Raw genomic sequence first — 21,330 nt, forward strand, 5'->3', positions numbered from 1 at the left:
CCGTTCCGACCGACACCGGCGACCGCTCAGACGATCGACACGTCCCAGCCGAGGTCGGCGGCCCGGTCACCGAGGACCCGGGCGTTCGCGCCGCACACCGACTCGGTCGACCCGGTCGGGTAGTAGCGACGGATGGCTGCTTCCGGGACGAAGCGACCACCGAGCGGATCCGTGGCGGCATCACGCACCCTCCACCACCGATCGGTCGCCTGCGCGATCGCCGTCTCGAGCAGGACCTCGACGGTGACGATGCGCAGCTTCTCGTAGCCGGCGTCGTCGAGCTCGGCGAGGAGGTCGTCGAGGTAGTCCACGCTCGACAGGGTGCCGTGCACGACGACGTTCTCGCCGTTGCGGAGGGCGCGGCGGCGCAGCGTGTCGGCCACGGTGGTCGACTCGGCGTGCACGAACCCGGCGATCTCACGCAGCTGCACCGGCCGGTCGTCGGCCAGGCGGCGAGCCGTCCACCGATCCACCAGACCGTCCGCCTGTGCGCGCAGGAGCAGCGGGTCCTTGAACTCGTCGGCGTCGATCGACCGGTACCCGCACAGCTCCGGCATCCGCTCCAGGGCGGTCGACTTCCCCGACCCCGGCGGACCGGCCGTCACGACCACGGCGAGCGAGCCGTCGGTGACCGGCGACGGGGTCAGCGCGCGGTGCGCCTCGAGCACGGACTCGTGGAACCGCAGGCGACTCGCCTCGTACAGGAAGCCGTCCGGCGCGTAGATCGTCCTGGTGGTCGCGCCCGCCGTGTCCGACCAGGGGTTGTCGAGCGAGTCGGCCCGGAGCGCACGGCCCAGCTCGACGGCCACCCGGTCGCGGAGCTCCGTCACCGGGTGCGCTTGCGGGTCTGCCGTTCGGCGATCGCCCGGCGGACGGTCTCGTACTCGACCTCGGACAGGAGGCCGTCCTGGAACGCCGCCGCGAGTTCCTTGGTGGTGCCGGTGGCCGAGGCGGCACCGTCGAACGCCGCACCACGCTTCGGGGTGCGGTGCGTCAACGCCATCGACGACAGCTCGCGCAGCATCGTCTCCGAGTCGATCTGGCCGCCCTCGCGCCGGGAGATGACCTCACGCGGAGACGGCCGCTTGGTGGTCAGGGTTCGACGGGAGAGCCGCCGCGAGACCTCGGGCTGGGAGATCCCGGCGAGCTTCGCGATCTCGCGCTGCGGGACGCCGAGGTCGGCGAGCTTGAAGATCCCGCGCCGCAGTTCCATCTCGGCGTGGTGTTGCTGCTCACGACTGTGCAGGACGTGCTCGACCGCCGCACGGACGGTCGCGGGCGCACTGTCGGTCCGACCGGCCAACGCTCGCACGACGGCTTCCGTGTCGGGCCGGCGGGGGTCCGACCCACCGCGTCGCCCGGGACCACCCTGACGCCCATGACCACCTGCTCTCGTTGATACCGATGGTATCACCCGTCGTGGACGACCGAGAATCCGCGGTACGTCCGCAGACACACGGCGGGAGCACGGCGTTCGCCCCGGGGGCACCGCGCGGTTAGCATCGAGCTGAGGGGGAATCATGAACCGGACGCTCGCGATCGGGGTCGTCGTCGCGGCCACCGTGGCACTGTCGGGGTGCTCGCTGCTGCGCGGGTCGGACCGAGCCCTTCCCGCCCCGTCCACCCCGGCGACGACGCCGAGCTCGTCGGCCACCCCGACGCCGACGCTCGGCGCCGACCCGGAGGGTGACCTCCTCGAGTCGTCGGCGCACCCCCGCACGCCGACCCCGGAACCGACCGAGTCGGCGGCTCCGGCTCCGACGTTGACGCCGATCCCCGCCGGGACCGTCCTCGCCCAGGGTGACGTCGCGTCGCCGAAGGGCAGCGTGCACTTCCGGTTCCGCGTGGTGGCGGTCGGCGACGACACGTTCACCGCGCAGTACTCCGGCTTCACCTCGACCCTGCCGGTACCGGTCGGGGTCGGCCTGTTCGACCTGCCGCGCGCGGTCGGCGACGGCCTGACCTACCCCGGCGTCGGCGACCGGACGCTCGGTGGGCCGACCAGCACGGCGACCGCGGTGGACGTCCCACTGAGCGGCTCCGGCGTCGACCCGTCGCACCTCACCACGCTCGTGACCTACTCCGCGGCGGCTCCGGGGCAGGAGGTCCCGGTCGAGATCGGGGCCGGCAAGGTGCTCGCGGTGACCACCGTGCGGTGGTCCGTCCCGGCGCGGCAGACGAACGTGCACCCGGAGGACGCCGGTGCCCGGGCGAACGCGACCGGTCCGGTCACCGCGACGACGACCGGCGGGGCGCCGCGGTCGTACACGGTGGCGCCGGACGACCTCATCGGGGACGTCGCCGCGCGGTTCGGCATCAGCGTGCGGGCGCTCGTCTGGCTCAACGCGGGCGTGCAGGTGTTCGGGACGGACCAGCACCTCTACGAGGGAACGACGCTCAACCTCGACCCGCTCGCTCGCTGACCGCGAGTCTCGGAGCGCAGGGCCCGAGACTCGCGCTCAGCGACAGTTCTCGGCGCGCGCGTCCCGAGAACTGTCGCTCACCCCGAGTCTCGGGCCGCGTCCGCCCCGCGGCCAGCGCGACCGGCAGACGGACGGGAGGCCCGTGGCGGATCCGCCACGGGCCTCCCGTCCGTCAGGTGGGCACCTCGCTACTTGCGCAGCTCCAGGTACTTCGCGATGAGCGCCTTGGTCGAGGCGTCCTGCGCGTCGAGCGCGGCCTGGTCGCCCTCGACGGCGGGCGTGACCTGCAGCGCCAGCTGCTTGCCGAGCTCCACGCCCCACTGGTCGAACGAGTCGATGCCCCAGATCGTGCCCTCGGTGAACACGATGTGCTCGTAGAGCGCGATGAGCTGGCCGAGCACGCTCGGGGTGAGCTCCGGCGCCAGGATCGACGTCGTCGGCTTGTTGCCCGGGAACGTGCGCGCCGCGACGATGCCCTCGTCGGTGGTGCCCTCGGCCCGGACCTCGTCGGCGCTCTTGCCGAACGCCAGCGCCTTGGTCTGCGCGAAGAAGTTCGCCAGGAACAGCGTGTGCACGTCGGTACCGGGTGCGACGCCCTTGCCGTCACCGGTCTCGTCCTTGAGCGGACGGGCCGGGTTCGCGACCGTGATGAAGTCGGCCGGGATCAGGCGGGTGCCCTGGTGGATGAGCTGGTAGAACGCGTGCTGGCCGTTCGTGCCGGGCTCGCCCCAGAAGACCTCGCCGGTCTCGGTGGTGACGGGTGAGCCGTCCCAGCGGACGCGCTTGCCGTTCGACTCCATGGTGAGCTGCTGCAGGTACGCGGCGAAGCGGTGCAGGTACTGCGTGTACGGCAGGACCGCGTGGCTCTGCGCACCGAGGAAGTTCGTGTACCAGACGTTGAGCAGGCCCATCAGGACCGGGACGTTCTGCTCGAGCGGCGTGGTGCGGACGTGCTCGTCGATGGCGTGGAAGCCGGCGAGGAACTGCTCCCAGTTCTCCTGGCCGATCGCGACGATGACGCTCGTGCCGATCGCGGAGTCGACGGAGTAGCGGCCGCCCACCCAGTCCCAGAACCCGAAGGCGTTCTCGGGGTCGATGCCGAAGGCCTCGACCTTGTCGAGCGCAGTGGAGACGGCGACGAAGTGCTTCGCGACGGCGTTCTTCTTCTCGTCGTCACCGGCGTCGGTCAGGCCGAGCCGCTCCCACAGCCACTGGCGTGCGAGGCGCGCGTTCGTCAGGGTCTCGAGGGTGCCGAAGGTCTTCGACGCGACGATGAACAGCGTCGTCTCGGGGTCGAGGTCCACGGTCTTCTCGTAGATGTCCGCGGGGTCGATGTTCGACACGAAGCGAGCTTCGAGCCCGGCCTGCACGTACGGCTTGAGTGCTTCGTAGACCATGACGGGGCCGAGGTCGGACCCACCGATGCCGATGTTGACGACGGTCTCGATGCGCTTGCCGGTGACACCGGTCCACGAGCCGTCACGCACCTGCGACGCGAACGCGTAGACCTTGTCGAGCGTGGCGTGCACGTCGGCGTCGACGTCCTGGCCGTCGACGGTCAGCGGCGCCGCCGGGACGAGCCCCTCGGTCGCCTTCGGACGGCGGAGCGCGGTGTGCAGGACGGCGCGGTCCTCGGTGACGTTGATGTGCTCGCCGGAGAGCATCGCCTGGAAGCGCTCGGCGACGCCGGTGTCCTTCGCGACCTGCAGCAGGGCGGCGAGGATGTCCTCGGTGACGAGGCCCTTCGACAGGTCCACGGTCAGGTCGGCTGCCTGGAACGTGTACTGCTCGGCACGGCCGGGGTCGCTGTCGAACCACCCGCGCAGGTCAGGGGTGAAGTCGGCAGCGATGCTGTCGAGCTTCTTCCAGCCTTCGGTCGATGTGGGGTCGACGGGAGCGGATTCGGTCACTTCGGTCCTCCTGGGATCACGTTCGAGACGTACAGCCCGCAGGTCACCGCACCAGTGCGTCGCGGACCGTCTTCGAGCGTAGTGCCGTCGGCACCGTCGCGCGCACCGCCGGACGGGAGGCACGGGGCGCGTTCGCTGCGCGCGTCACGTCCGGCGGGTGGTCGACCTCAGGGCCGGGGTGCGAAACGCCGCAGCCGCAGGCTGTTCGTCACGACGAACACCGACGAGAACGCCATGGCGGCGCCGGCGAGCACCGGGTTGAGCAGCCCCGCCATCGCGAGCGGGATCGCCGCCACGTTGTACGCGAACGCCCAGAACAGGTTGCCCTTGATGATGCCGAGCGTGGCGCGCGACAGTCGGACGGCATCGGCGACGACGGTGAGCCGACCGCTCACGACCGTGATGTCACTGGCCGCGATCGCGGCGTCGGTGCCGGCCCCCATCGCGATGCCGAGGTCGGCCGCGGCGAGCGCCGCAGCGTCGTTGACGCCGTCACCGACCATGGCCACGCTCCGCCCCTGGGCCTGCATGCCCCGGACGGCGTCGAGCTTGCCGGCCGGGGTCGCTCGGGCGTGCACCTCGTCGATGCCGACCCGTGCGGCGACGGCCCGTGCGGCACCGTCGTTGTCGCCGGTGAGCAGGACGGGGTGCAGACCGAGGGCCACGAAGCGCGCGACCGCGTCGGCTGCCTCGGGCTTCACGGTGTCGCCGACGACCACGACGCCCAGCACGCGGCCGTTCCGCGCGACGACGACCGCGGTGCCCCCGTCGGCCTCGGCGGCGGTGACCGCGGCCGAGGCGTCGTCGGGCACGACGACCGCCCAGGACGCTGCGAGCCAGCGGGTCCCGCCGACGAGCAAGACGTCGCCGTCCACGACGGCCTGCACGCCGGCGCCGGGGGTGGAGTCGAACTGCTCGGCGGCCGGGACGTCGAGCTGCCGGGCCGTCGCGGCCCGCACGACCGCTCGTGCCACGGGGTGTTCCGATCCGTGCTCGACGGCGGCGGCCAGTCGGAGCACGGCGTCCGCGTCGAGGGTCGCGTCCGTCGAGGTCACGGCGCGCAGGGTCATCTCGCCGGTGGTGACGGTGCCGGTCTTGTCGAGCACGACGGTGTCGACGCCACGGGTCCGTTCGAGCACCTGCGGACCGCCGATCAGGATGCCGAGCTGGGACCCGCGGCCGGTGCCGACGAGCAGGGCGGTCGGCGTCGCGAGTCCGAGGGCGCACGGGCAGGCGATGATGAGCGTGGCGACGGCCGCGGTGAACGCCGCCGTGACCGAGCCGCCGAGCACGAGCCAGCCGACGAACGCCAGCACGGCGAGCCCGATGACGATCGGCACGAAGACGCCGGAGACCCGGTCGGCCAGGCGTTGGACGTCGGCCTTGCCGGTCTGCGCGTCCTCGACGAGCCGTCCCATCCGGGCGAGCTCGGTGTCGGCGCCGACGCGGGTGACGGCGACCACGAGCCGGCCGCCGACGTTGATCGTCGCGCCGGTCACCCGGTCGCCCGGGCCGACCTCGACCGGGACGGATTCGCCGGTGACCATGCTGCGGTCCACGGCCGAGGACCCGTCCTGCACGAGGCCGTCGCTGGGGATCCGCTCCCCTGGCCGCACGACGACGACGTCCCCGACGACGAGCGCCGACGCGGCGACCCGCTGCTCGACGCCGTCGCGCAGCACCGTGGCCTCCTTCGCGCCGAGTTCGAGCAGGGCGCGGAGTGCCGCCCCGGACTGCTTCTTGGCGCGGGCCTCCATGTACCGGCCGGCCAGGATGAACACCGTCACGGCCGCGGCGACCTCGAGGTACAGGTCGGTCGTCTCGGGGTCGGTCGCGATCCACGAGAAGGTCATGTGCATGCCGGTGGTGCCGGCGTCGCCGAAGAAGAGGGCGTAGAGGGACCAGCCGAAGGCCGCCAGCACACCCAGACTGACCAGGGTGTCCATGGTCGCGGCACCGTGTCGGGCGTTCACCCACGCGGCGCGGTGGAACGGGAGCGCACCCCACACCGCGACGGGCGCGGCGAGCGTCAGCGCGAGCCACTGCCAGTTCGGGAACTGCAGGACCGGCACCATCGAGAGCAGGACGACCGGCACGGCCAGGACCGTCGACACGACGAGTCGTCGGCGCAGCGCACCGGCCGGGTCGTCGGCGTCGTCGTCCGGCTCCATCGTGTCGGCCGGCGGCGCGGGGACGGTCGCACCGTAGCCCGCGGACTCGACGGCGGCGATGAGGGCAGCGGGGTCGGCGGGGCCGTCCGCGGCGACCTGCACCTGTGCCTTCTCGGTGGCGTAGTTGACGGTGGCGGTGACCCCGGGGAGCTTGCCGAGCTTCCGTTCGATGCGGTTCGCGCACGAGGCGCAGGTCATGCCCGTGATGTCGAGCTCGACGATGCCGTCCGTCACGACGGCACGACCTCGTACCCCGCCTCGGCGACCGCACCGCGGAGGGCACCGGCGTCGACGGGTGCGTCCGAGGTGACGGTCACCGACGAGGCACCGCCGGGGACGAGCGCGACGGCGACGTCGGACACCCCCTCGAGTTCGGTGAGTTCCTCGGTCACGCTCAGCACGCAGTGCTCGCAGGTCATGCCCTCGACGAGCAGCAGTTCGGTGGTCACGGTGTCTCCTCCTGTGGTTCGGGTGCGGGCGGCGGTCACGAGCGCACGAGCCGGGCGATGGCCTGGCTCGCTTCGCGGACCTTCTCGTCCGCGGCGTCGCCGCCCTGGGCGACCGCCTCGGCGACGCAGTGCTTGAGGTGGTCCTCGAGCAGCGACAGCGCCACGCGTTCGAGCGCCCGGTTCGCCGCCGAGATCTGGGTGAGGACGTCGATGCAGTACGTCTCGTCCTCGACCATGCGGGCGATGCCGCGTACCTGGCCCTCGGCGCGACGGAGCCGCTTGAGCAGGTCGTCCTTGTCGCCGATGTACCCGACGTGTTCGTGCATGGTGGCCTCCACGGTCCTCAATACGGTACCCCCTAGGGTATTCCCTCGGATCGACCCGCGGACACGAACGAGGGTATTCACCTCGCCGTGCCGTCGATGTCATGATTTCGACCATGACCGATCCGGCGACGAACGGCTTCCGCAGACTGCGGTTCGCCGACGGCGACGGTTCCGACTACTCCGACATCTTCGAGGCGGAGTACCACGGGTCCGACTTCGCCTCGGAGACGTACGCGACGAACGACACCCGCTACGAGTACACCGTGGTGGGCGACGACGACCTGACGCTGCGGACCATGCGCGCCGAGGGTGGGCGACGCGGCGGGGTGATCGGGGCGCGGGAGGACCACGTGGTCTTCTGGCTCACCAGGGGCCGACTCGAGATGCACTTCCCCGACCGCACGCGCGTGGTCGAGCCGGGCAGCCCGTACATCGCGAGTGCGTCCGAGGCGTACCGCTTCGAGTCGGACGGCACCGTCTACAACGGGGTGCACATCGCCGACTCGTTCCTGCGGACCGTGGGGCGCGACCTCGGCTACCGACTGCCGGACGGCCCGCTGCTGTTCGAGCAGCAGGACGAGGTCATCGCCCGCCGCGAGCCCCTGCGCCACCTGATCGGGGAGCTCGGCCCGGCACTCGTGGACGACCGCGTGGTCGGTCCGATGCGGACGGCCCTGAACCGTCGCCTGGCGATCGTCGTGCTCGACACCTTCCCGATCCGCAACCGCGGCGACGACGTCCCCGTCGCGAACCGCCTGCGCGACGCGATCCGCTACGTCGAGCAGCACGCGGCCGAACGTCCGGCGGTGTCGGACATCGCCGCGGCGTGCGGGCTCAGCCAGCGGGGACTGCAGGACGTGTTCGCCCGCACCCTCGACTCCACGCCGCACCGGTTCCTGCGCGAGCACCGGCTCGACCGTGCCCGGAGTGAGCTCCTGCGCGCGGGCGACGACCGGGCCCCCGGTGCGGACGGGGTCGCCGTGGTCGCGCGTCGGTGGGGCTTCACCAACCCGGGCCGGTTCGCCACCGCCTACCGTGAGCGGTTCGGCGAGGACCCCGCCACCACGCTCCGCACGTCGCTGTCCGCACGCCCCGACAGCGGTCGGTCGTCGTGGCGCGTCCGCCGCGCGGTCGCGTTCATCGAGGAGCACACCGACGAGGACCTCTCCCTGCAGGACATCGCCGACGCCGCCGGGGTCCTGCCGCGACGCCTGCAGCAGCTCTTCCGGGCCGAGCGGGGCGAGTCCCCGATGGCGTGCGCCCGGGCGATCCGCGCCGCTGCAGAACGCAACGCGGCGGACGGAACACGCGAAACCGCCTGAGCGGACGGCCAGGGGGTACAGCCACATCCCCGTGTTTCCGCGGATTCCTGGATTTCCGCCGAATCCGAAAAATCATGTGTGACGAATCTCTGGTGCAGCCCGTCTCATCCGTGAACAGCAACCGCTGGGAACGCCCGGCGGGTCACTCGGAAGGAACGAACCATGGCTGACTCCATCACCACCACCCCGGCAACCACCGCTGCGGCCCGTGCCACCTCGCACGCCGGCTCGAACAGCGGCGTCACCGGCAAGACCGTCATCGACGACACCGTCGTGTCGAAGGTCGCCGGCATCGCGGCCCGCGAGGTCAACGGCGTGCACTCGCTCGGCGGCGGCGCTGCCCGTGCGATCGGCGCCCTCCGCGACGCGATCGGCCAGCGCGACTTCGGTCAGGGCGTCAAGGTCGAGGTCGGCGAGAAGCAGGTCGCCGCGGACATCGTCATCGTCGCCGAGTACCCGGTGTCGCTCCAGCAGGTCGCCGACGGCGTCCGCAGCAGCGTCGCACGTGCCCTCGAGCAGATCGTCGGCATGGAGGTCGCCGAGGTCAACGTGACCGTCCAGGACGTCTTCATCCCGGGTGACGACGACGACAACGACAACGACGAGAAGAAGGAAGCGCGAGTCGCATGAGCAACACACTGATCGGTGCCCTCATCGGCGCCGTCCTCGCAGTCGTCGCACTGCAGTTCGGGTTCTGGGGCTTCGTCCTGGTCATCGTCTTCGGTGCGATCGGGGCCCTCGTGGCCGCCCTCGCCACCGGCAAGATCGACCGTGGCGCCCTGACCGACGTGCTCACCGGGCGCCGGAGCTCCCGGTGAACGCCGGCCCGGACGTCGTCCCGGGCCGCGTCGAGATCACCGCTCGTGCACTGACCTCGCTGGCGCGGGCCGTCGCAGCCGAACGGCTCGGCGCCCCCGCCAAGCGGGTCAGGGTCGGTCTCGGAGACGCGGCCGGAGCGATGGCCCTCGACGTCACCGGCCCGATCGCCGCGGGCGACGACCTCGTCGCCCGTTCGGCCCAGGTCGCCGACGAGGTCAAGCGCCGCGTGAGCGAACTCACCGGCCGACGCGTCGGCAGTGCCCACATCGAACTCACCGGGATCGTGCGCGAGCGCGAGTCCCGAACCCGGTAGGAGACCATCATGAGCAACGGTTCCGTCGAACGACGCATCCGTCGTCGGAGCGTGCACCGCTCCCGCTCGACCGCAGTGGCGGTGGCGCTGGTGGTCCTCGCACTGGTCGCCGCGTGGATCGGCACGGAGTCGGTCCTGCGGGCGATCGGGCGGCCTCCGCTCCTCGCCGACCCGCAGACCGCCGTCGACGCCGCACTGCAGCCCGACGCCGCGTTCGTCACGATCGCTGAGGTCATCGCCGTCGTGCTCGTGGTCCTGGGCATCGTGCTGATCGTCCTGGCCCTGAAGCCGGGTCGCCAGCACCGCTCGGTCGTCCAGCACGACCGTGGTGCCGTCGTCATCGACACCCGCATCGTCGCCTCCACGGCGGCCAACGCCGCCGGCACGGCAGCAGGGGTCCCCGAGGGCAACGCCTCGGCCACCGCCCGCGGTCGGCGCACCGACGTCCGGATCGTGCCCGTCACCGGCATCCCGGTCGACGAGCAGGCCGTGCAGGCAGCCGTCCGCGACCGCCTCAGTGGTCTCGACGAACGATTCGGCCGGAACATCCGCGTCCGCGTCGACGAGAAGGGGACCCTCGCATGACCAAGAGCAACCGGACCATGAACCGGATCATCCTCTTCGTCCTCGGCCTCGTCGCCGTCGTCGTCGGTCTCACGATCGGCGCGGGCGTGGTGCCCGCCGTGCAGGACGCGATCAAGCCCACCATCGACCTGCCGAGCAGCCTGGACGTCCCCGCGTCCTCGCTCTGGATCGTCGCCGCCGCCTGCGCCGTCGTGATCGTGCTCGCCCTGGTCTGGGTGTTCACCCGCGGCGGGGGCGGCACGTCCGTCGCCGTCCGCGAGCGCTCGGGCGAGGACGCCGTCACGGTGAACGTCGCACTCGTCCGCGACGTCGTCGAGCACGAGCTCGCGGGTGTCCGCGACGTCGTCGGCTCCCGCGTCGACACCTACCTGGTGCGCAAGCAGCGTGCCGCTCGCATCCGCGTCGCGGTCCGCCGCGGCGGGGACGCCGTCTCCGTGCTCGACGCCGTCGACCGCGCCGTCGCGGTCCTCGACCGCACGCTCGGCCGCGAGGTGCCCGTCCTGGTCCACCTGACCGGTGGGACCCGTTCGGCGCTCGCGAAGTCGACCCGCGTCCACTGACACCCGTCAGCCGGACGCGACCCCGGGCCTCCCGGCCCACCGAAGACCCACGCAACACCCACCACCGGGCGAACGCCCGACCGATGAAAGGACCCGTCATGGGACTCGACGACAAGATCAAGAACGCTGCCCAGGACCTCGCCGGCAAGGCGAAGGAGGCAGTGGGGAACGCCACGAACGACGACTCCAAGGTCGCCGAGGGCCAGAAGGACCAGGCCTCCGCGAGCGTCAAGAAGACCGGCGAGGACGTCAAGGACGTCTTCAAGAACTAGGACGCTCGATGCGTGTCGGGGCACTCGCGACGTCGAGTGCCCCGATGCGTTCCGCGGACCCGAACGAGGAGGAACCATGCAGCACGACCCCCATGCGCACACGCAGGTCACCGAGGTGGCCCTGCCCGCAGAACTGACGGAGCCGCTGCCCGACGACGCGACCCCCGCGATGCTCATCGCGCGAACCGCGGCGGAGACGGCGCTCGGCGTGCCCGGCGTGCACCACCTCGGCGGGACCGTGTCCCGAGCCGCCGACGAACTGCGGAAGCGGCTCGGCCGCTCGGCCGGGACCGCCGGTGTGCAGGTCGACGACGAGGACGGCACCTTCGCGGTGCAGGTCTCCGTGATCGTGACCTACCCGCGGAACGTCCGCGAGGTCGCCGACGAGGTGAAACGACAGGTCGCTGCAGCAGCCGGCCAGGTCGCATCCGTACCGACGACCGTGGACGTCCGCGTGCTCGACGTGCACGGACCGTTCGACGACGAGCCCTCGCCCGTCGAGCGAGCGGCCACTGCTGTCGGCGATGCCGTGCAGGACGCCGCGACGGCGACGAGCGAGACCACGAAGCGTGTGGCGACGGCGACCGTCGACGCCACGAAGCAGGCGGCCGACGCGACGGCCGAGGCGACGAAGCGCGCTGCGGACGCCACGGCCGACGTCACGAAGCAGGCCGCCGAGGTCACCGCCGACGCCACCAAGCGTGCGGCCGACGCAACGGTCGACACCGCCAAGCGTGCTGCCTCGGCCACCGCCGAGGCGACCAAGCAGGCCGCCGACGCGACCGCCGACGCCACCAAGCGTGCGGCCGACGTCACTGCGGACGCCGCAGAACAGGCCGTGGACGCGACGACCGACACCGCCGGCCGTGTGCACGAAGCCGCGTCCGATGCGCTCGACCGTGCGTCCGAGGGCGCACGGGACGCCGCTGACACCGCGCGCGACGCCGCCGGCCGTGCACGTGCGGCCGTCGCAGCCGACGAGGACACTGCGACCCCCACCGTGTCCTCCGAGACCGCTGCCGACGCCGCCGTGCGTGCCGCCGACTCCGCCGAGGACGCCGCGCAGGACGCCGCCGACGCCGCAGCCGACGCGAGCGAGGCAGCGCGGGCAGCAGCCCGCGACGGCGACCAGCCAGCCGCCCCGACCACGGACCGACCGTGACCACCGCCTGGTCCGGCGGTCGTCGGCCCCGCACCCGACGACCCCGGCCGCGCGGCGTCTGGATCGCCGGCGGCGTCGGTGTGGTCCTGGTCGCCGGGGTCCTGCTCGGGGCGTTCCTGCCCCTGGTCGGGTTCCTCGGCGGCATCACCGCCACGACCGCGGGCCTCGTGCCGTTCCCGTTCGTACGGGTCACGGTCGTCGCGGTCCTCGGGCTGGTCGTCGTGCTGGCGCTCCTCGCGACGGCGCTCACCCGTCGGCACACCACGACGGCGACGATCTCGGTCGTGCTCGCCGTCCTGGTGAGCATCGCCGTCACGATCGTCCCCGTGGTGCTGGTGGCCGTCGGGTCCGCCGACCGCGCCGGCGACGTGTGGCCCATCATCACCGAGCTCTGGCAACGCTTCACCGGCTGATCCGCCGGCACCTGCACCATCGACCAAGGAGTCCCACCATGCGCAACCGCATCATCGTCATCGGCCTGATCGTCCTCGTCGGGTTCTGGTTCGGCTCCCGCGCCAACCGTCCGGTGATCAAGACGTCCAAGGGCGAGACCGTCCGCAAGGCCTGGAACGACCCGCACGCCCGCAAGGCCCGCAAGAAGCTGGGCAAGAAGATCGCCAAGGCCGCGAAGCGGCACGGCTGACACCTCCGCATCACCATCGGATCACGACACGGACGAATCGTGTCGTGATCCGTGTCATGTTCGGCCTCTTCACGACATTGTCGTAGTGAAGGGAGCACCGTGGACAACACCGCAGATGACGACGCCGGCCTCGCACGGCGCCTCGCCTCGGGGGACAGAGCAGCACTCGCGACCGCGTTCGACCGGTTCGCGCCCACGCTCACCCGGTACGCGTGGGCGATCGCGGGCAGCAAGCAGGACGTCGAGGAACTGGTCCAGGACACGTTCCTGACGCTCTGGCAACGCGCCGACGGCCTCCAGCTCCCCACCGGCACGCTCCTGCCGTGGCTGCTGGTCGTGTGCCGCAACCACGCGAAGAACCTCGGTCGCCGCAACGCGAAGCACGCCGGCGACGAACTGCCCTTCGACCTCGCCGCCCCCGCCGACACCACCGATGCTTCCGAGCAACTCCGGTGGGTCCGGAGCGAGATCGCCGCGCTGCCGGAGACCGATCGCCGCATCTGCGAGCTGTGCCTGCTGCAGGGGTACTCCTACGCCGAGGCCGCACAGCTGCTCGGACTCAGTGTCGGAGCGGTCACCCAGCGGGTCTCGCGGTCCCGCCGACGACTCAGGAAGGCGGTGACGCACGATGAACACTGAACCTCCCGAGGGAGACGACCTGCAGCGCATGCTCGTCTCGATGAAGCAGAACGTCCTCGAGCGGGCCACCCTCGCCCGAAGCGCCACGGCCGTCGTGTCGGCATCGCGATCGGCGTCGTCGGGGTGCTCCTGCTCGGAGCCGCCGGCGGTGGGGTCGCACTCGGCCTCATCCCGACGTCGATCACCGCGGAGCCCACTCCGACCGCGTCACCGTCCACGGAACCGACGCCGACCGAGACGCCGTCGGGCGCCCCGGTCGTCGGACAGCCGACGCCGACGTCGACACCATCGGCGACGCCCGCCTCCACACGGGCGCCGTACTCGCTGTCGGACCCGGACACGTGGACGATCTCCGGTAGCGAGGTGGGGCCGATCGCGCTCGGCGGGGAGTACACCGCCGAGACGGACGACCTGGACGGCGTGTACACGGCGAGCGACGGCTGCCTGAACCCGAACGTCGTGTTCTGGTACGCCGACGACCGCAACAACCCGGCACTGACCGTCGTGAAGGCGGACGACGGAACGATCGCGAGCGTCATGGTCGGGATGAACTCCGACGAGGTGGCGGGACCGACGACGGCTGCGGGACTCGGGACCGGCAGCACCCTCACCGAGTTGCGAGCGGCGTACCCGGACCTGCACTACACGGAGCCGGGCAACGACGCCGCCCAGCCGTCGGACTCGCCCTACGGCGGCTGGACGACCACCGTCAACGGGGTGTTCGTGAGCTTCCGGTTCCCACCCGTGGGCTCGGGCGAGCGGGCGAACTCGGTCTGGGTCAGCACCGTCGACCAGTCGCCACCGACGGAGTTCTGCGGCTGACGCCGCATCCGGACGGGAGGCCCGGATCACGTGCGCCGATCGGCGCACGTGATCCGGGCCTCCCGTCCGCTACCCTCGCGACGTGAAGCGTCTCTCCCCCGGCCAGCGCTGGGTCATCGGTCTCGGCGCGTTCGCGCTCGTCTGTCTCGTCGTCGGCATCATCGCGATCGCCGTCGGCGCCGGTTGGGGGATCCTCCTCGTCGTCGCCGGGCTGCTCCACCTCGGCCTCACCGGAGTCACCGGCGCACTCGTGTGGACGTCGACCCCGACGATCGGTCCGAAGCCGATCCGACGCTCCGCAGCGTGGCCCGGCACCACGCACCGGGTGTTCTCGTACGGCACACTGCGGCAGCCGCTCGTGCAGGAGTCGCTGTTCGGCGAACACGTCCCCACCACCCCGGACACGCTGCCCGGCTGGCGACTCGACTGGGTGACGATCACCGACCCCGAGGTCATCCGGGCGAGTGGCTCGGACCGCCACCCGATCCTCCGCCGGGGCGCAGCGGGCGACGTCGTCGACGGCGTGGCCCTGACACTGGGCCACGAGTGGCACCTGCGTGCCGTCGACGCGTACGAGGTGTCGGACTACCAGCGCATCCGGGTCGAGCTCACCTCGGGTCTGTCGGCCTGGGTCTACGTGGCGGCCGACGAGGTCTGAGCCGCTGCCAAGACTCGTTCGCGTGTGCGCGAGAATTGGGCTGAGCGACACTCCTCAGGGCGCAGCGTCCGAGAACTGTCGCTCAGCGCGAGACTCGGGTGCCGTCCGCCGCTGCCAAGCGCGCGAGGCCCTCGTCGATCGACACCGACGGGGCCCACTGCAGGTCGGCACGGGTGCGGCGCTGGTCGAACCAGTGCGCCGTGGAGAGCTGCTCGGCGAGGAACCGCGTCATCGGCGGCTCGTCCTGCCCCGGACGCACCCGCCACACGGCCTCGACCAGCGACCCCGCGGCCTGTGCGACCGCTGCCGGCACGTGCCACCGCGGTGCCGCGACCCCCGAGGCCGCGCAGATCCCGGCGAGCAGGTCCGCGACCGGCCGGGGCTCGCCGTTCGTGACGACGTAGGCGTTGCCGTGCACCCCGTCGTCGGCAGCGTGCTCGAGCGCCGCGACCATGGCCGACGCGGCGTTGTCCACGTACAGGGTGTCGATCAGGGCGGCACCGGAGTCGAGCACCGGCAGTCGCCCGGCCCGTGCCCGCTCGACGATGCGGCCGATCAACTGCGTGTCCCCCGGGCCCCACACCAGGTGCGGCCGGACGGCGACGACGGCGAACCCCGGAGCGTCGGCGTCGAGCGCGAGCAGTTCGGCCGCCGCCTTCGTGCGGGCGTAGTCGCCGCGCGCGTGCTGCGGTTCGGCGACACCCGCTCCGGCACCGACGAGCGACGACCCGGTGTGCGCGACCGACGGCGACGACACGAACACGAAGCGCCGGGCACCGGCACGACGTGCGGCGTCGACGAGCGTTCGAGTGCCCTCGACGTTCACGCGGACGAAGTCGGCCGGATCACCGGCCAGGGAGACCTTCGCGGCGAGGTGCACGACGGCGTCGACACCGTCGACCGCGCGTGCCACGGCTGCGGCGTCGGTCATCGATCCGGCGACGTCCTGCACGCCGGCGACCCCGGACGGCCGTCGCTGGAACGTGCGGACCTCGTGTCCGGCATCCCGCACGGCTGCGGCGGTCGCCTGTCCGAGGAACCCGCTCGCACCGGTGACCAGGACCGTCACGGTCGGGCCATCCGTCCACCCGACAGCACCACGGTGGCCCAGCGGGACAGCCGGGCGCGGTCGACCTTCGAGTTGTGCCGGATGTCGGTCGGCAGCACGGGCACGGTCAGCACCGCTGCGAGCGGGACCCCGGCCGCGGCCCGGACCGACGCGGCCAACGCCGGCGGAGCCAGGGCGGGCCGTCGGGCACGTCGCCCTCCGGTGGTCTCGACGACGGCCACGACCTGCTGCGTCCCGCGCGGGCCGATCCCCGCGACGCCGGCACGGCCGACCCCGGGAACGCCCTCGATGCGCTGCTCCGGTCCGACCGGGGTGAGCACACCGTCGGGGGTGGTGAGCACGTGCTGCATCCGCCCCTCGACCCAGAGGCGCCCGGAGGCATCCAGGTGGCCGACGTCACCGGTGCGGTGTCCGCGCGGGTCCTCGACGCCGAGCCGCGCGACGCGGTTCGTCCGCCAGAGCCGGTCGTAGTGGTCGCGCACGTGCGGTGCCACGACGACGATCTCGCCCGTGACGCCCGCCGCCTCGGTCAGCGCACCGGTCGCAGCACCCGCGGTGTCGAGCGGCGCGATCCGCACCCGCACGTTCGCCGCCGGGAGTCCGACGCAGATGCCCTCGTCGTCCGAGGCCGCCGCCGAACGGACGCCGTCCAGGTCGACGTCGGTCATGAGCAGCCCCTCGGTCATGCCGTAGGGGGTGTGCGCACTCGCGTTCGGCATCAGCTCGGTCGCCGCGGTCAACAGCGCGGCCGACACCGGGGCGCCCGCCGACAGGAACAACCGGACGCGCGCGAGCGCCGCGCGGTCGGCGTCGGTCAGGACCGATGCCGTCGCCACGACGTTCGCCAACGCCGCCGGCGACAGGAACACCACGGTCGCGTCCGCCGCGGCCACCGAGGCCGCGACGGCGCGCGCCGTCAGGGTCCGGGGCGCGGTGACGTCCATGTCCGGCGCCACCGACCGGGCGCCGAGGGCCGGACCGAGCAGCGCGAAGGGGGCGAAGCCCGCGACGAGGCCGGTGCCGACACCGATGTCGTACTGGGCCGCCAGGACGTCGCGGACCGCACCGAGCTGTCCGTGCGTGTAGACGACGCCCTTCGCCGGTCCGGTCGACCCGGAGGTGAACAGGATCGCGGCCGGAGCGTCGGACGCCGGCAGCGTGGGCAGCCCGGAACCGTTAGCGAGCCGACGGGCACCCCGCCGGGCGACGTCGACGAGCGTGTGCTCGACGCGCAGCGCACGCCGTGCGGGTGCGGGCAGCGGGACGGTCGCGATGCGCCGCCCCGGCCAGCCGAGCGCACGAGCGGCCCCGAGGCCGGGCAGCGCACCGATGATCCAGTCGGGGCGGGCTCCGCGGACCGCACGGGTCAGGCCGCGCAGACCGAGCCCGGCATCCGCCACCACGACGACCGCGCCGATCCGCACGCAGGCGTACAGGACGGCCGTCAGGTCGGCTCCCGGGGTGACGAGCAGCGAGACACGGTCACCGCTCCGGACACCGAGGTCGTCCAGCCCCGCGGCGATCTCGTCCACCCGACGGGCGAGCAGGCGCCACGTGATCGTCCGGAGACCGCCGGCGGCGGCCATCTCGACCAGGGCGGGTTCTTCGCTGTCGCGCAGGTCCTCGAGCGCGGCGCCGAGCGGGCGGCTCACGTCGGTCGACTGGTCGGCGTCGACCGGGAGGCCCTTCTCGGCTGGAGCAGGCACGTGTCCGTCCGGCAGGCGGTCGCCGATCCAGTCGAACACCGCGCCCGCCACGTCGGCGTCGTCGGGCAGGAGGTGGCCGGCACCCTCGAAGCGGTGCACGTCGGCCTGCGGCAGCCGCTCGGACAGGTCGTCGAGGTAGCGCTCCAGGAACACCGGGTCGCGGGGACCCCAGAGCAGCAGCGCCGGGACGTCGAGCGCAGCGACCCCGGCCGCGATCCGGTCGAGCTCGGGCGCACTCCGGTGCCGGGCGTCGACGGGGATGTCCGCCACGAACCCGCCGATGCCACCACGACGCGCGGCACCGCGGTAGGGGGCACGGTAGCCGTCGGCCACGGCACGGTCGAGCTTCGGGTGCGCGATGCCGAGCGTCGTCTCGAGGAACGCCGGCGTCACGACGGTCGCACGGCCGAGCAGCCCCGGCCCCAGGGCGAGCCGCAGCGGCGCCGGGATCGGGGCGTCGTCGGGCTGGTGCACGGCGGTGTTGCACGTCACCACGGCAGCCAGGACGTCGGGGTGGTCGACCGCCCAGCCGAGCGACACCACACCGCCCCAGTCGTGGCCGAGGGTGACGACCGGGCCGGTCAGCCCGAGTTCGTCGGTCAGGGCGCCGAGGTCCGCGACGCGCTGCGGCAGCCCCTGTTCCACCCCGGTGCGCTCCGAGAAGCCCATGTCGAGCTGGTCGACGGCGACCACGCGCCAGGCCGGGCCACCGGCCTGGGCGACCTCGAGCGAGGTGCGGAGCACCGACCGCCACAGGTACGACCACGTCGGGTTGCCGTGCACGCACAGGATGGTGCCGACCGGTTCCACGCCGAGCGCGGCCAGGGACCCGGCCGTGTCGAGGAGGTGCCAGGTGCGCGCGGCGCGATCCGTGCCTCCTGACCGGCTCTCGGACCATTCCGGCACCGTGACCAGGCGCGACCAGGCCGGGTCGAGTCCGGGCAGGAGGGCGGCTGCGTCGCCGGAGCCGTGCTCGCGGCGACGCGGGGCAGCCGGGACCTCACCAGTGGAGTTCCATCATCGCCGTGTTGATGCCGGAACCGACGCCGCCCAGGAACACGCGGTCACCGCGGCGGATGCCGCCGGACTCGACCTCGTCGGCCAGGGTGATCGGGATCGACGCCGGGCCGACGTTGCCGAAGCGCTGGTAGGTGGTGGGGACCTTGTCGCGCGGGATGCCGATGGCCTCGACGAACGCGTTGGTGCGCACGTCGGAGACCTGGTGCAGGACGTAGCGGTCCATGTCGGCCCAGTCGAAGTGGGCGCGGGCCTCGGTCCAGGCCGCGACGACGAGCTCCATGCCGCCCTTGAGCAGCATCTTGGCGTCCGTGAACATGCCGTCCACGCTGCCGACGCACAGGTCGTACCACTGGGTCGCCGCGCGGGTGACGCCGCCGACGATCCGGTGTCCCTCGGGGTGCAGGTCCGCCGGGCCCAGCACGGCGGCCGCGGCACCGGACCCGAGGGTCAGGCTCGCGAACTCGCTCATGAAGTCCTTGCGGTTCCGACCGCCCTGGTTCAGGCGGTCGATGGTGTTCAGCTGCACCTGGTCGGCGTCCTCGCCGTCGACGACGAGCGCGTACTTGATCTGACCGGAGTCGATCATGCCCGCGGCGACGCTCATGGCGTTGACGAACCCCAGGCAGGCGTTCGCGATGTCGAAGTTGATCGCGGACGACGGCAGACCGAGCCCGTGGTGCAGGCGCACGGCGACCGACGGCTCGAGGTGCGGACGGGTCACCGAGGTGTTGATCAGCAGGCCGATCTCGTCCGGGCGTACCCCCGCCTCGGCCATGGCACGACGGCCGGCGTCGATGGCGGCGTCCTGGAAGGTCTGGCCCTCGCCCCAGTTGCGGCGCTCGATCACACCGGCGACCCGCTCGAGCAGTCCCATCGGCAGGCGGAGGCGGCGGAGCACGCCGCGCAGCCGCGCTTCGATGTCCGCAGAGGTCGTCACGCGTTCGGCGGTCGTCGTCGCCACGGAGAGCAGCGAGACGTTGTGGTGCTTCGCCGTGGCGTTGCCGGGCTGCTCGGGTTCACTGCTCGGCGCCCGGTCACTGCTCGCTGCCCGGTCGACCGGCCGTTCCGTCATGATCGTCACCGACACATACTTCCTCATTTCACCTGTGTGTGCAGTCCGGCTCGGCTGGACGCGCGGTGTCAGGCGTCCTTCGGGAGCTTCCGGATCTTGCTGCGACGGCGTCGACGGTCCGGCACCATCGAGCGCATCTCCTCGAGCTTGCCGAAGCAGAGCAGCCGGTCACTGGCCTGCAGCTCGACGCCACTGCGCGGGTTCGGGATGACGGTCGCGCCCCGGTGCAGGGTCAGCACGGTGATGTCCCGGTCCCACAGTCCGGACTCCTTGATCGTCTTCCCGACCAGGTCGGCGTTGGTGTGGACGAGCAGCTCGGCGACGCCGTAGCCGGTCGAGACACCGAGCCGCTGGCGCACGTCGATCTCGGGGAACGCGACCTGGTTGCCGATGAAGTCGATGATCGCGCCCGCGACGTCGAGGCCCGTCGCGCGCTCGATCCCCTCGAGCCCCGGTGACGAGTTGACCTCCATCACGAGCGGACCGTCGTTGCCCTCGAGCATGTCGACACCGGCGACCTTGAGCCCCATGATCTGCGCCGACCGAACAGCGACCGCCTCGTACTCGGGCGACAGCGTGACCTTCTCGACGGTGCCGCCACGGTGCACGTTGGACCGGAACTCGTCCCCCGACGCCGTCCTGCGCATCGCGGCCACCACCCGGTCGCCGACGACGAGGGCGCGGATGTCACGGCCACGGCTCTCCGAGATGAACGACTGGATCAGGACGTTCTGCTTCGTCGAGTGCAGGGTCTCGACGATCGACTCGGCGACCTTCTCCTCCGGTGCCAGGATCACGCCGATCCCCTGCGTGCCCTCGAGCAGCTTGATCACGACCGGGGCCCCGCCGACCCGTTCGATCGCGCCGCGGACGTCGGCCCGGCTATTCACGAACGTCGTCGCGGGCATGCCGATGTGGTGGCGGGACAGGATCTGGTTCGCCCGGAGCTTGTCGCGGGAGTTCGTGATGCCGGTCGCGGTGTTCGGCGTGTACACGTCCATCTGCTCGAACTGCCGCACCACCGCGGTGCCGTAGTAGGTGATCGAGTTGCCGATCCGGGGCAGCACCGCGTCGTAGTCGGACAGGAGCTTGCCGCGGTACAGCAGGTCCGGGTCCTCGCCGGACAGGTCGATCGCGAAGCGCAGCGTGTTCAGCACCTTGACGTCGTGGCCGCGGTCGAGCGCCGCAGCACGGAGGCGCTGGGTCGAGTACGGCCTGCGGGGCGCGGGACAGGATGGCGAGTTTCATCGAGGGGTTCTCCGCGGGGTGGGATCGACGGCGACGGTCCATCCAAGCACGCCCGGGCCGCGGCGCCGCCAACCACCGCGTGTTGTACGTTTTTGACGCGTGTGCGCTATCGTGGATTGACTGATCGGACGTGGTGCAATG

The 21,330-nt window shown here is 72.1% G+C and carries 23 protein-coding genes and 1 pseudogene; 14 read left to right on the top strand and 10 right to left on the bottom strand.

All coding sequences use genetic code 11. The annotated features are described in order from the left end of the window. Nucleotides 1–26 precede the first annotated feature (26 nt). Both ACZZ0J_RS08730 and ACZZ0J_RS08735 read right to left on the bottom strand, forming a co-directional pair. Complete coding sequence (locus ACZZ0J_RS08730) at nt 27–809, bottom strand: zeta toxin family protein (protein WP_463436262.1); 783 nt, start codon at nt 807–809, stop codon at nt 27–29. Between the two features lie 17 nt (nt 810–826). Then, entirely contained in the window at nt 827–1,312 is a 486-nt protein-coding gene (locus ACZZ0J_RS08735) for a hypothetical protein (protein WP_123673706.1), read from the bottom strand. A gap of 208 nt (nt 1,313–1,520) precedes the next feature. On the opposite strand from ACZZ0J_RS08735, the gene ACZZ0J_RS08740 reads away from it, so the two are divergent. Next, nucleotides 1,521–2,423, top strand: coding sequence for a LysM domain-containing protein (locus ACZZ0J_RS08740; RefSeq protein ID WP_463436263.1), 903 nt, complete (start codon nt 1,521–1,523; stop codon nt 2,421–2,423). Nucleotides 2,424–2,611: 188 nt separating this feature from the next. Here the strand turns inward: ACZZ0J_RS08740 and pgi are convergent, their stop codons facing one another. From pgi to ACZZ0J_RS08760, 4 genes are all read right to left on the bottom strand, one after another. Then, the gene (gene pgi / locus ACZZ0J_RS08745; RefSeq protein ID WP_463436264.1) at nt 2,612–4,333 is read right to left on the bottom strand and encodes a glucose-6-phosphate isomerase; all 1,722 of its coding nucleotides are present in this window, start codon (nt 4,331–4,333) and stop codon (nt 2,612–2,614) included. A gap of 167 nt (nt 4,334–4,500) precedes the next feature. Then, nucleotides 4,501–6,702, bottom strand: coding sequence for a heavy metal translocating P-type ATPase (locus ACZZ0J_RS08750; protein WP_463438161.1), 2,202 nt, complete (start codon nt 6,700–6,702; stop codon nt 4,501–4,503). 32 nt (nt 6,703–6,734) lie between these two features. Further along, entirely contained in the window at nt 6,735–6,953 is a 219-nt protein-coding gene (locus ACZZ0J_RS08755; RefSeq protein WP_333925306.1) for a heavy-metal-associated domain-containing protein, read from the bottom strand. 35 nt (nt 6,954–6,988) lie between these two features. Next, entirely contained in the window at nt 6,989–7,279 is a 291-nt protein-coding gene (locus tag ACZZ0J_RS08760) for a metal-sensitive transcriptional regulator (RefSeq protein ID WP_463436265.1), read from the bottom strand. Between the two features lie 113 nt (nt 7,280–7,392). On the opposite strand from ACZZ0J_RS08760, the gene ACZZ0J_RS08765 reads away from it, so the two are divergent. The 13 genes from ACZZ0J_RS08765 to ACZZ0J_RS08825 all read left to right on the top strand — a co-directional run bounded on the left by ACZZ0J_RS08765 (nt 7,393) and on the right by ACZZ0J_RS08825 (nt 15,074). Continuing rightward, on the top strand, nt 7,393–8,601 hold the full coding sequence (locus ACZZ0J_RS08765) for an AraC family transcriptional regulator (protein WP_194646954.1): 1,209 nt from the start codon (nt 7,393–7,395) through the stop codon (nt 8,599–8,601). A 162-nt stretch (nt 8,602–8,763) separates the two neighbouring features. Beyond that, nucleotides 8,764–9,231: an Asp23/Gls24 family envelope stress response protein gene (locus tag ACZZ0J_RS08770; protein ID WP_123353902.1), complete on the top strand. Its 468-nt coding sequence runs from the start codon at nt 8,764–8,766 to the stop codon at nt 9,229–9,231. After that, a complete protein-coding gene (locus tag ACZZ0J_RS08775; protein WP_123291766.1) occupies nt 9,228–9,419 on the top strand; it encodes a DUF2273 domain-containing protein in 192 nt (63 codons plus the stop codon). The genes ACZZ0J_RS08770 and ACZZ0J_RS08775 overlap by 4 nt, the downstream gene beginning before the upstream one ends. Next, entirely contained in the window at nt 9,416–9,733 is a 318-nt protein-coding gene (locus ACZZ0J_RS08780) for a hypothetical protein (RefSeq protein ID WP_123291765.1), read from the top strand. The genes ACZZ0J_RS08775 and ACZZ0J_RS08780 overlap by 4 nt, the downstream gene beginning before the upstream one ends. 9 nt (nt 9,734–9,742) lie before the next feature. After that, nucleotides 9,743–10,318 carry a DUF6286 domain-containing protein gene (locus ACZZ0J_RS08785; RefSeq protein WP_123673696.1) on the top strand — a complete coding sequence of 192 codons (576 nt, stop codon included), beginning with the start codon at nt 9,743–9,745 and terminating at the stop codon, nt 10,316–10,318. Then, nucleotides 10,315–10,878: a hypothetical protein gene (locus tag ACZZ0J_RS08790; RefSeq protein WP_123339563.1), complete on the top strand. Its 564-nt coding sequence runs from the start codon at nt 10,315–10,317 to the stop codon at nt 10,876–10,878. The genes ACZZ0J_RS08785 and ACZZ0J_RS08790 overlap by 4 nt, the downstream gene beginning before the upstream one ends. A gap of 98 nt (nt 10,879–10,976) precedes the next feature. Further along, nucleotides 10,977–11,150, top strand: a complete 174-nt coding sequence (locus ACZZ0J_RS08795) for a CsbD family protein (RefSeq protein WP_123341159.1) — start codon at nt 10,977–10,979, stop codon at nt 11,148–11,150. Between the two features lie 76 nt (nt 11,151–11,226). Further along, nucleotides 11,227–12,312 (top strand): Asp23/Gls24 family envelope stress response protein, encoded by a 1,086-nt coding sequence (locus ACZZ0J_RS08800; protein WP_463436266.1) that lies wholly within the window; start codon nt 11,227–11,229, stop codon nt 12,310–12,312. Next, entirely contained in the window at nt 12,309–12,725 is a 417-nt protein-coding gene (locus ACZZ0J_RS08805; protein ID WP_123673692.1) for an MFS transporter permease, read from the top strand. Before ACZZ0J_RS08800 ends, ACZZ0J_RS08805 begins: the two co-directional genes overlap by 4 nt. Nucleotides 12,726–12,763: 38 nt before the next feature. After that, nucleotides 12,764–12,955, top strand: coding sequence for a hypothetical protein (locus ACZZ0J_RS08810; RefSeq protein WP_194646958.1), 192 nt, complete (start codon nt 12,764–12,766; stop codon nt 12,953–12,955). A 99-nt stretch (nt 12,956–13,054) separates the two neighbouring features. Beyond that, a complete protein-coding gene (locus ACZZ0J_RS08815; protein ID WP_123341163.1) occupies nt 13,055–13,594 on the top strand; it encodes an RNA polymerase sigma factor in 540 nt (179 codons plus the stop codon). 123 nt (nt 13,595–13,717) lie between these two features. Further along, complete coding sequence (locus tag ACZZ0J_RS08820; RefSeq protein ID WP_463436267.1) at nt 13,718–14,416, top strand: hypothetical protein; 699 nt, start codon at nt 13,718–13,720, stop codon at nt 14,414–14,416. A gap of 82 nt (nt 14,417–14,498) precedes the next feature. Then, nucleotides 14,499–15,074 carry a gamma-glutamylcyclotransferase family protein gene (locus ACZZ0J_RS08825; RefSeq protein ID WP_323743123.1) on the top strand — a complete coding sequence of 192 codons (576 nt, stop codon included), beginning with the start codon at nt 14,499–14,501 and terminating at the stop codon, nt 15,072–15,074. Between the two features lie 82 nt (nt 15,075–15,156). On the opposite strand, the gene ACZZ0J_RS08830 is transcribed toward ACZZ0J_RS08825, so the two are convergent. The 4 genes and pseudogenes from ACZZ0J_RS08830 to rimK all read right to left on the bottom strand — a co-directional run bounded on the left by ACZZ0J_RS08830 (nt 15,157) and on the right by rimK (nt 21,189). Beyond that, entirely contained in the window at nt 15,157–16,143 is a 987-nt protein-coding gene (locus ACZZ0J_RS08830) for an NAD-dependent epimerase/dehydratase family protein (RefSeq protein WP_463436268.1), read from the bottom strand. Further along, nucleotides 16,140–18,755 carry an alpha/beta fold hydrolase gene (locus ACZZ0J_RS08835; protein WP_463436269.1) on the bottom strand — a complete coding sequence of 872 codons (2,616 nt, stop codon included), beginning with the start codon at nt 18,753–18,755 and terminating at the stop codon, nt 16,140–16,142. Before ACZZ0J_RS08835 ends, ACZZ0J_RS08830 begins: the two co-directional genes overlap by 4 nt. Before the next feature lie 94 nt (nt 18,756–18,849). Further along, nucleotides 18,850–19,941 carry a 3-oxoacyl-ACP synthase III gene (locus tag ACZZ0J_RS08840; protein ID WP_463436270.1) on the bottom strand — a complete coding sequence of 364 codons (1,092 nt, stop codon included), beginning with the start codon at nt 19,939–19,941 and terminating at the stop codon, nt 18,850–18,852. Between the two features lie 68 nt (nt 19,942–20,009). Further along, nucleotides 20,010–21,189: pseudogene (rimK, locus tag ACZZ0J_RS08845) on the bottom strand (30S ribosomal protein S6--L-glutamate ligase). Nucleotides 21,190–21,330 lie beyond the last annotated feature (141 nt).

Source organism: Curtobacterium sp. AC272 (genome assembly GCF_979258155.1).

Coding starts and splice junctions, on each gene's coding strand:
- ACZZ0J_RS08740 (WP_463436263.1), top strand. CDS start 1,521: ATGAACCGGACGCTCGCGATCGGGGTCGTCGTCGCGGCCACCGTGGCA.
- ACZZ0J_RS08750 (WP_463438161.1), bottom strand. CDS start 6,702: ATGACCTGCGCCTCGTGCGCGAACCGCATCGAACGGAAGCTCGGCAAG.
- ACZZ0J_RS08760 (WP_463436265.1), bottom strand. CDS start 7,279: ATGCACGAACACGTCGGGTACATCGGCGACAAGGACGACCTGCTCAAG.
- ACZZ0J_RS08765 (WP_194646954.1), top strand. CDS start 7,393: ATGACCGATCCGGCGACGAACGGCTTCCGCAGACTGCGGTTCGCCGAC.
- ACZZ0J_RS08770 (WP_123353902.1), top strand. CDS start 8,764: ATGGCTGACTCCATCACCACCACCCCGGCAACCACCGCTGCGGCCCGT.
- ACZZ0J_RS08775 (WP_123291766.1), top strand. CDS start 9,228: ATGAGCAACACACTGATCGGTGCCCTCATCGGCGCCGTCCTCGCAGTC.
- ACZZ0J_RS08785 (WP_123673696.1), top strand. CDS start 9,743: ATGAGCAACGGTTCCGTCGAACGACGCATCCGTCGTCGGAGCGTGCAC.
- ACZZ0J_RS08790 (WP_123339563.1), top strand. CDS start 10,315: ATGACCAAGAGCAACCGGACCATGAACCGGATCATCCTCTTCGTCCTC.
- ACZZ0J_RS08795 (WP_123341159.1), top strand. CDS start 10,977: ATGGGACTCGACGACAAGATCAAGAACGCTGCCCAGGACCTCGCCGGC.
- ACZZ0J_RS08800 (WP_463436266.1), top strand. CDS start 11,227: ATGCAGCACGACCCCCATGCGCACACGCAGGTCACCGAGGTGGCCCTG.
- ACZZ0J_RS08810 (WP_194646958.1), top strand. CDS start 12,764: ATGCGCAACCGCATCATCGTCATCGGCCTGATCGTCCTCGTCGGGTTC.
- ACZZ0J_RS08840 (WP_463436270.1), bottom strand. CDS start 19,941: ATGACGGAACGGCCGGTCGACCGGGCAGCGAGCAGTGACCGGGCGCCG.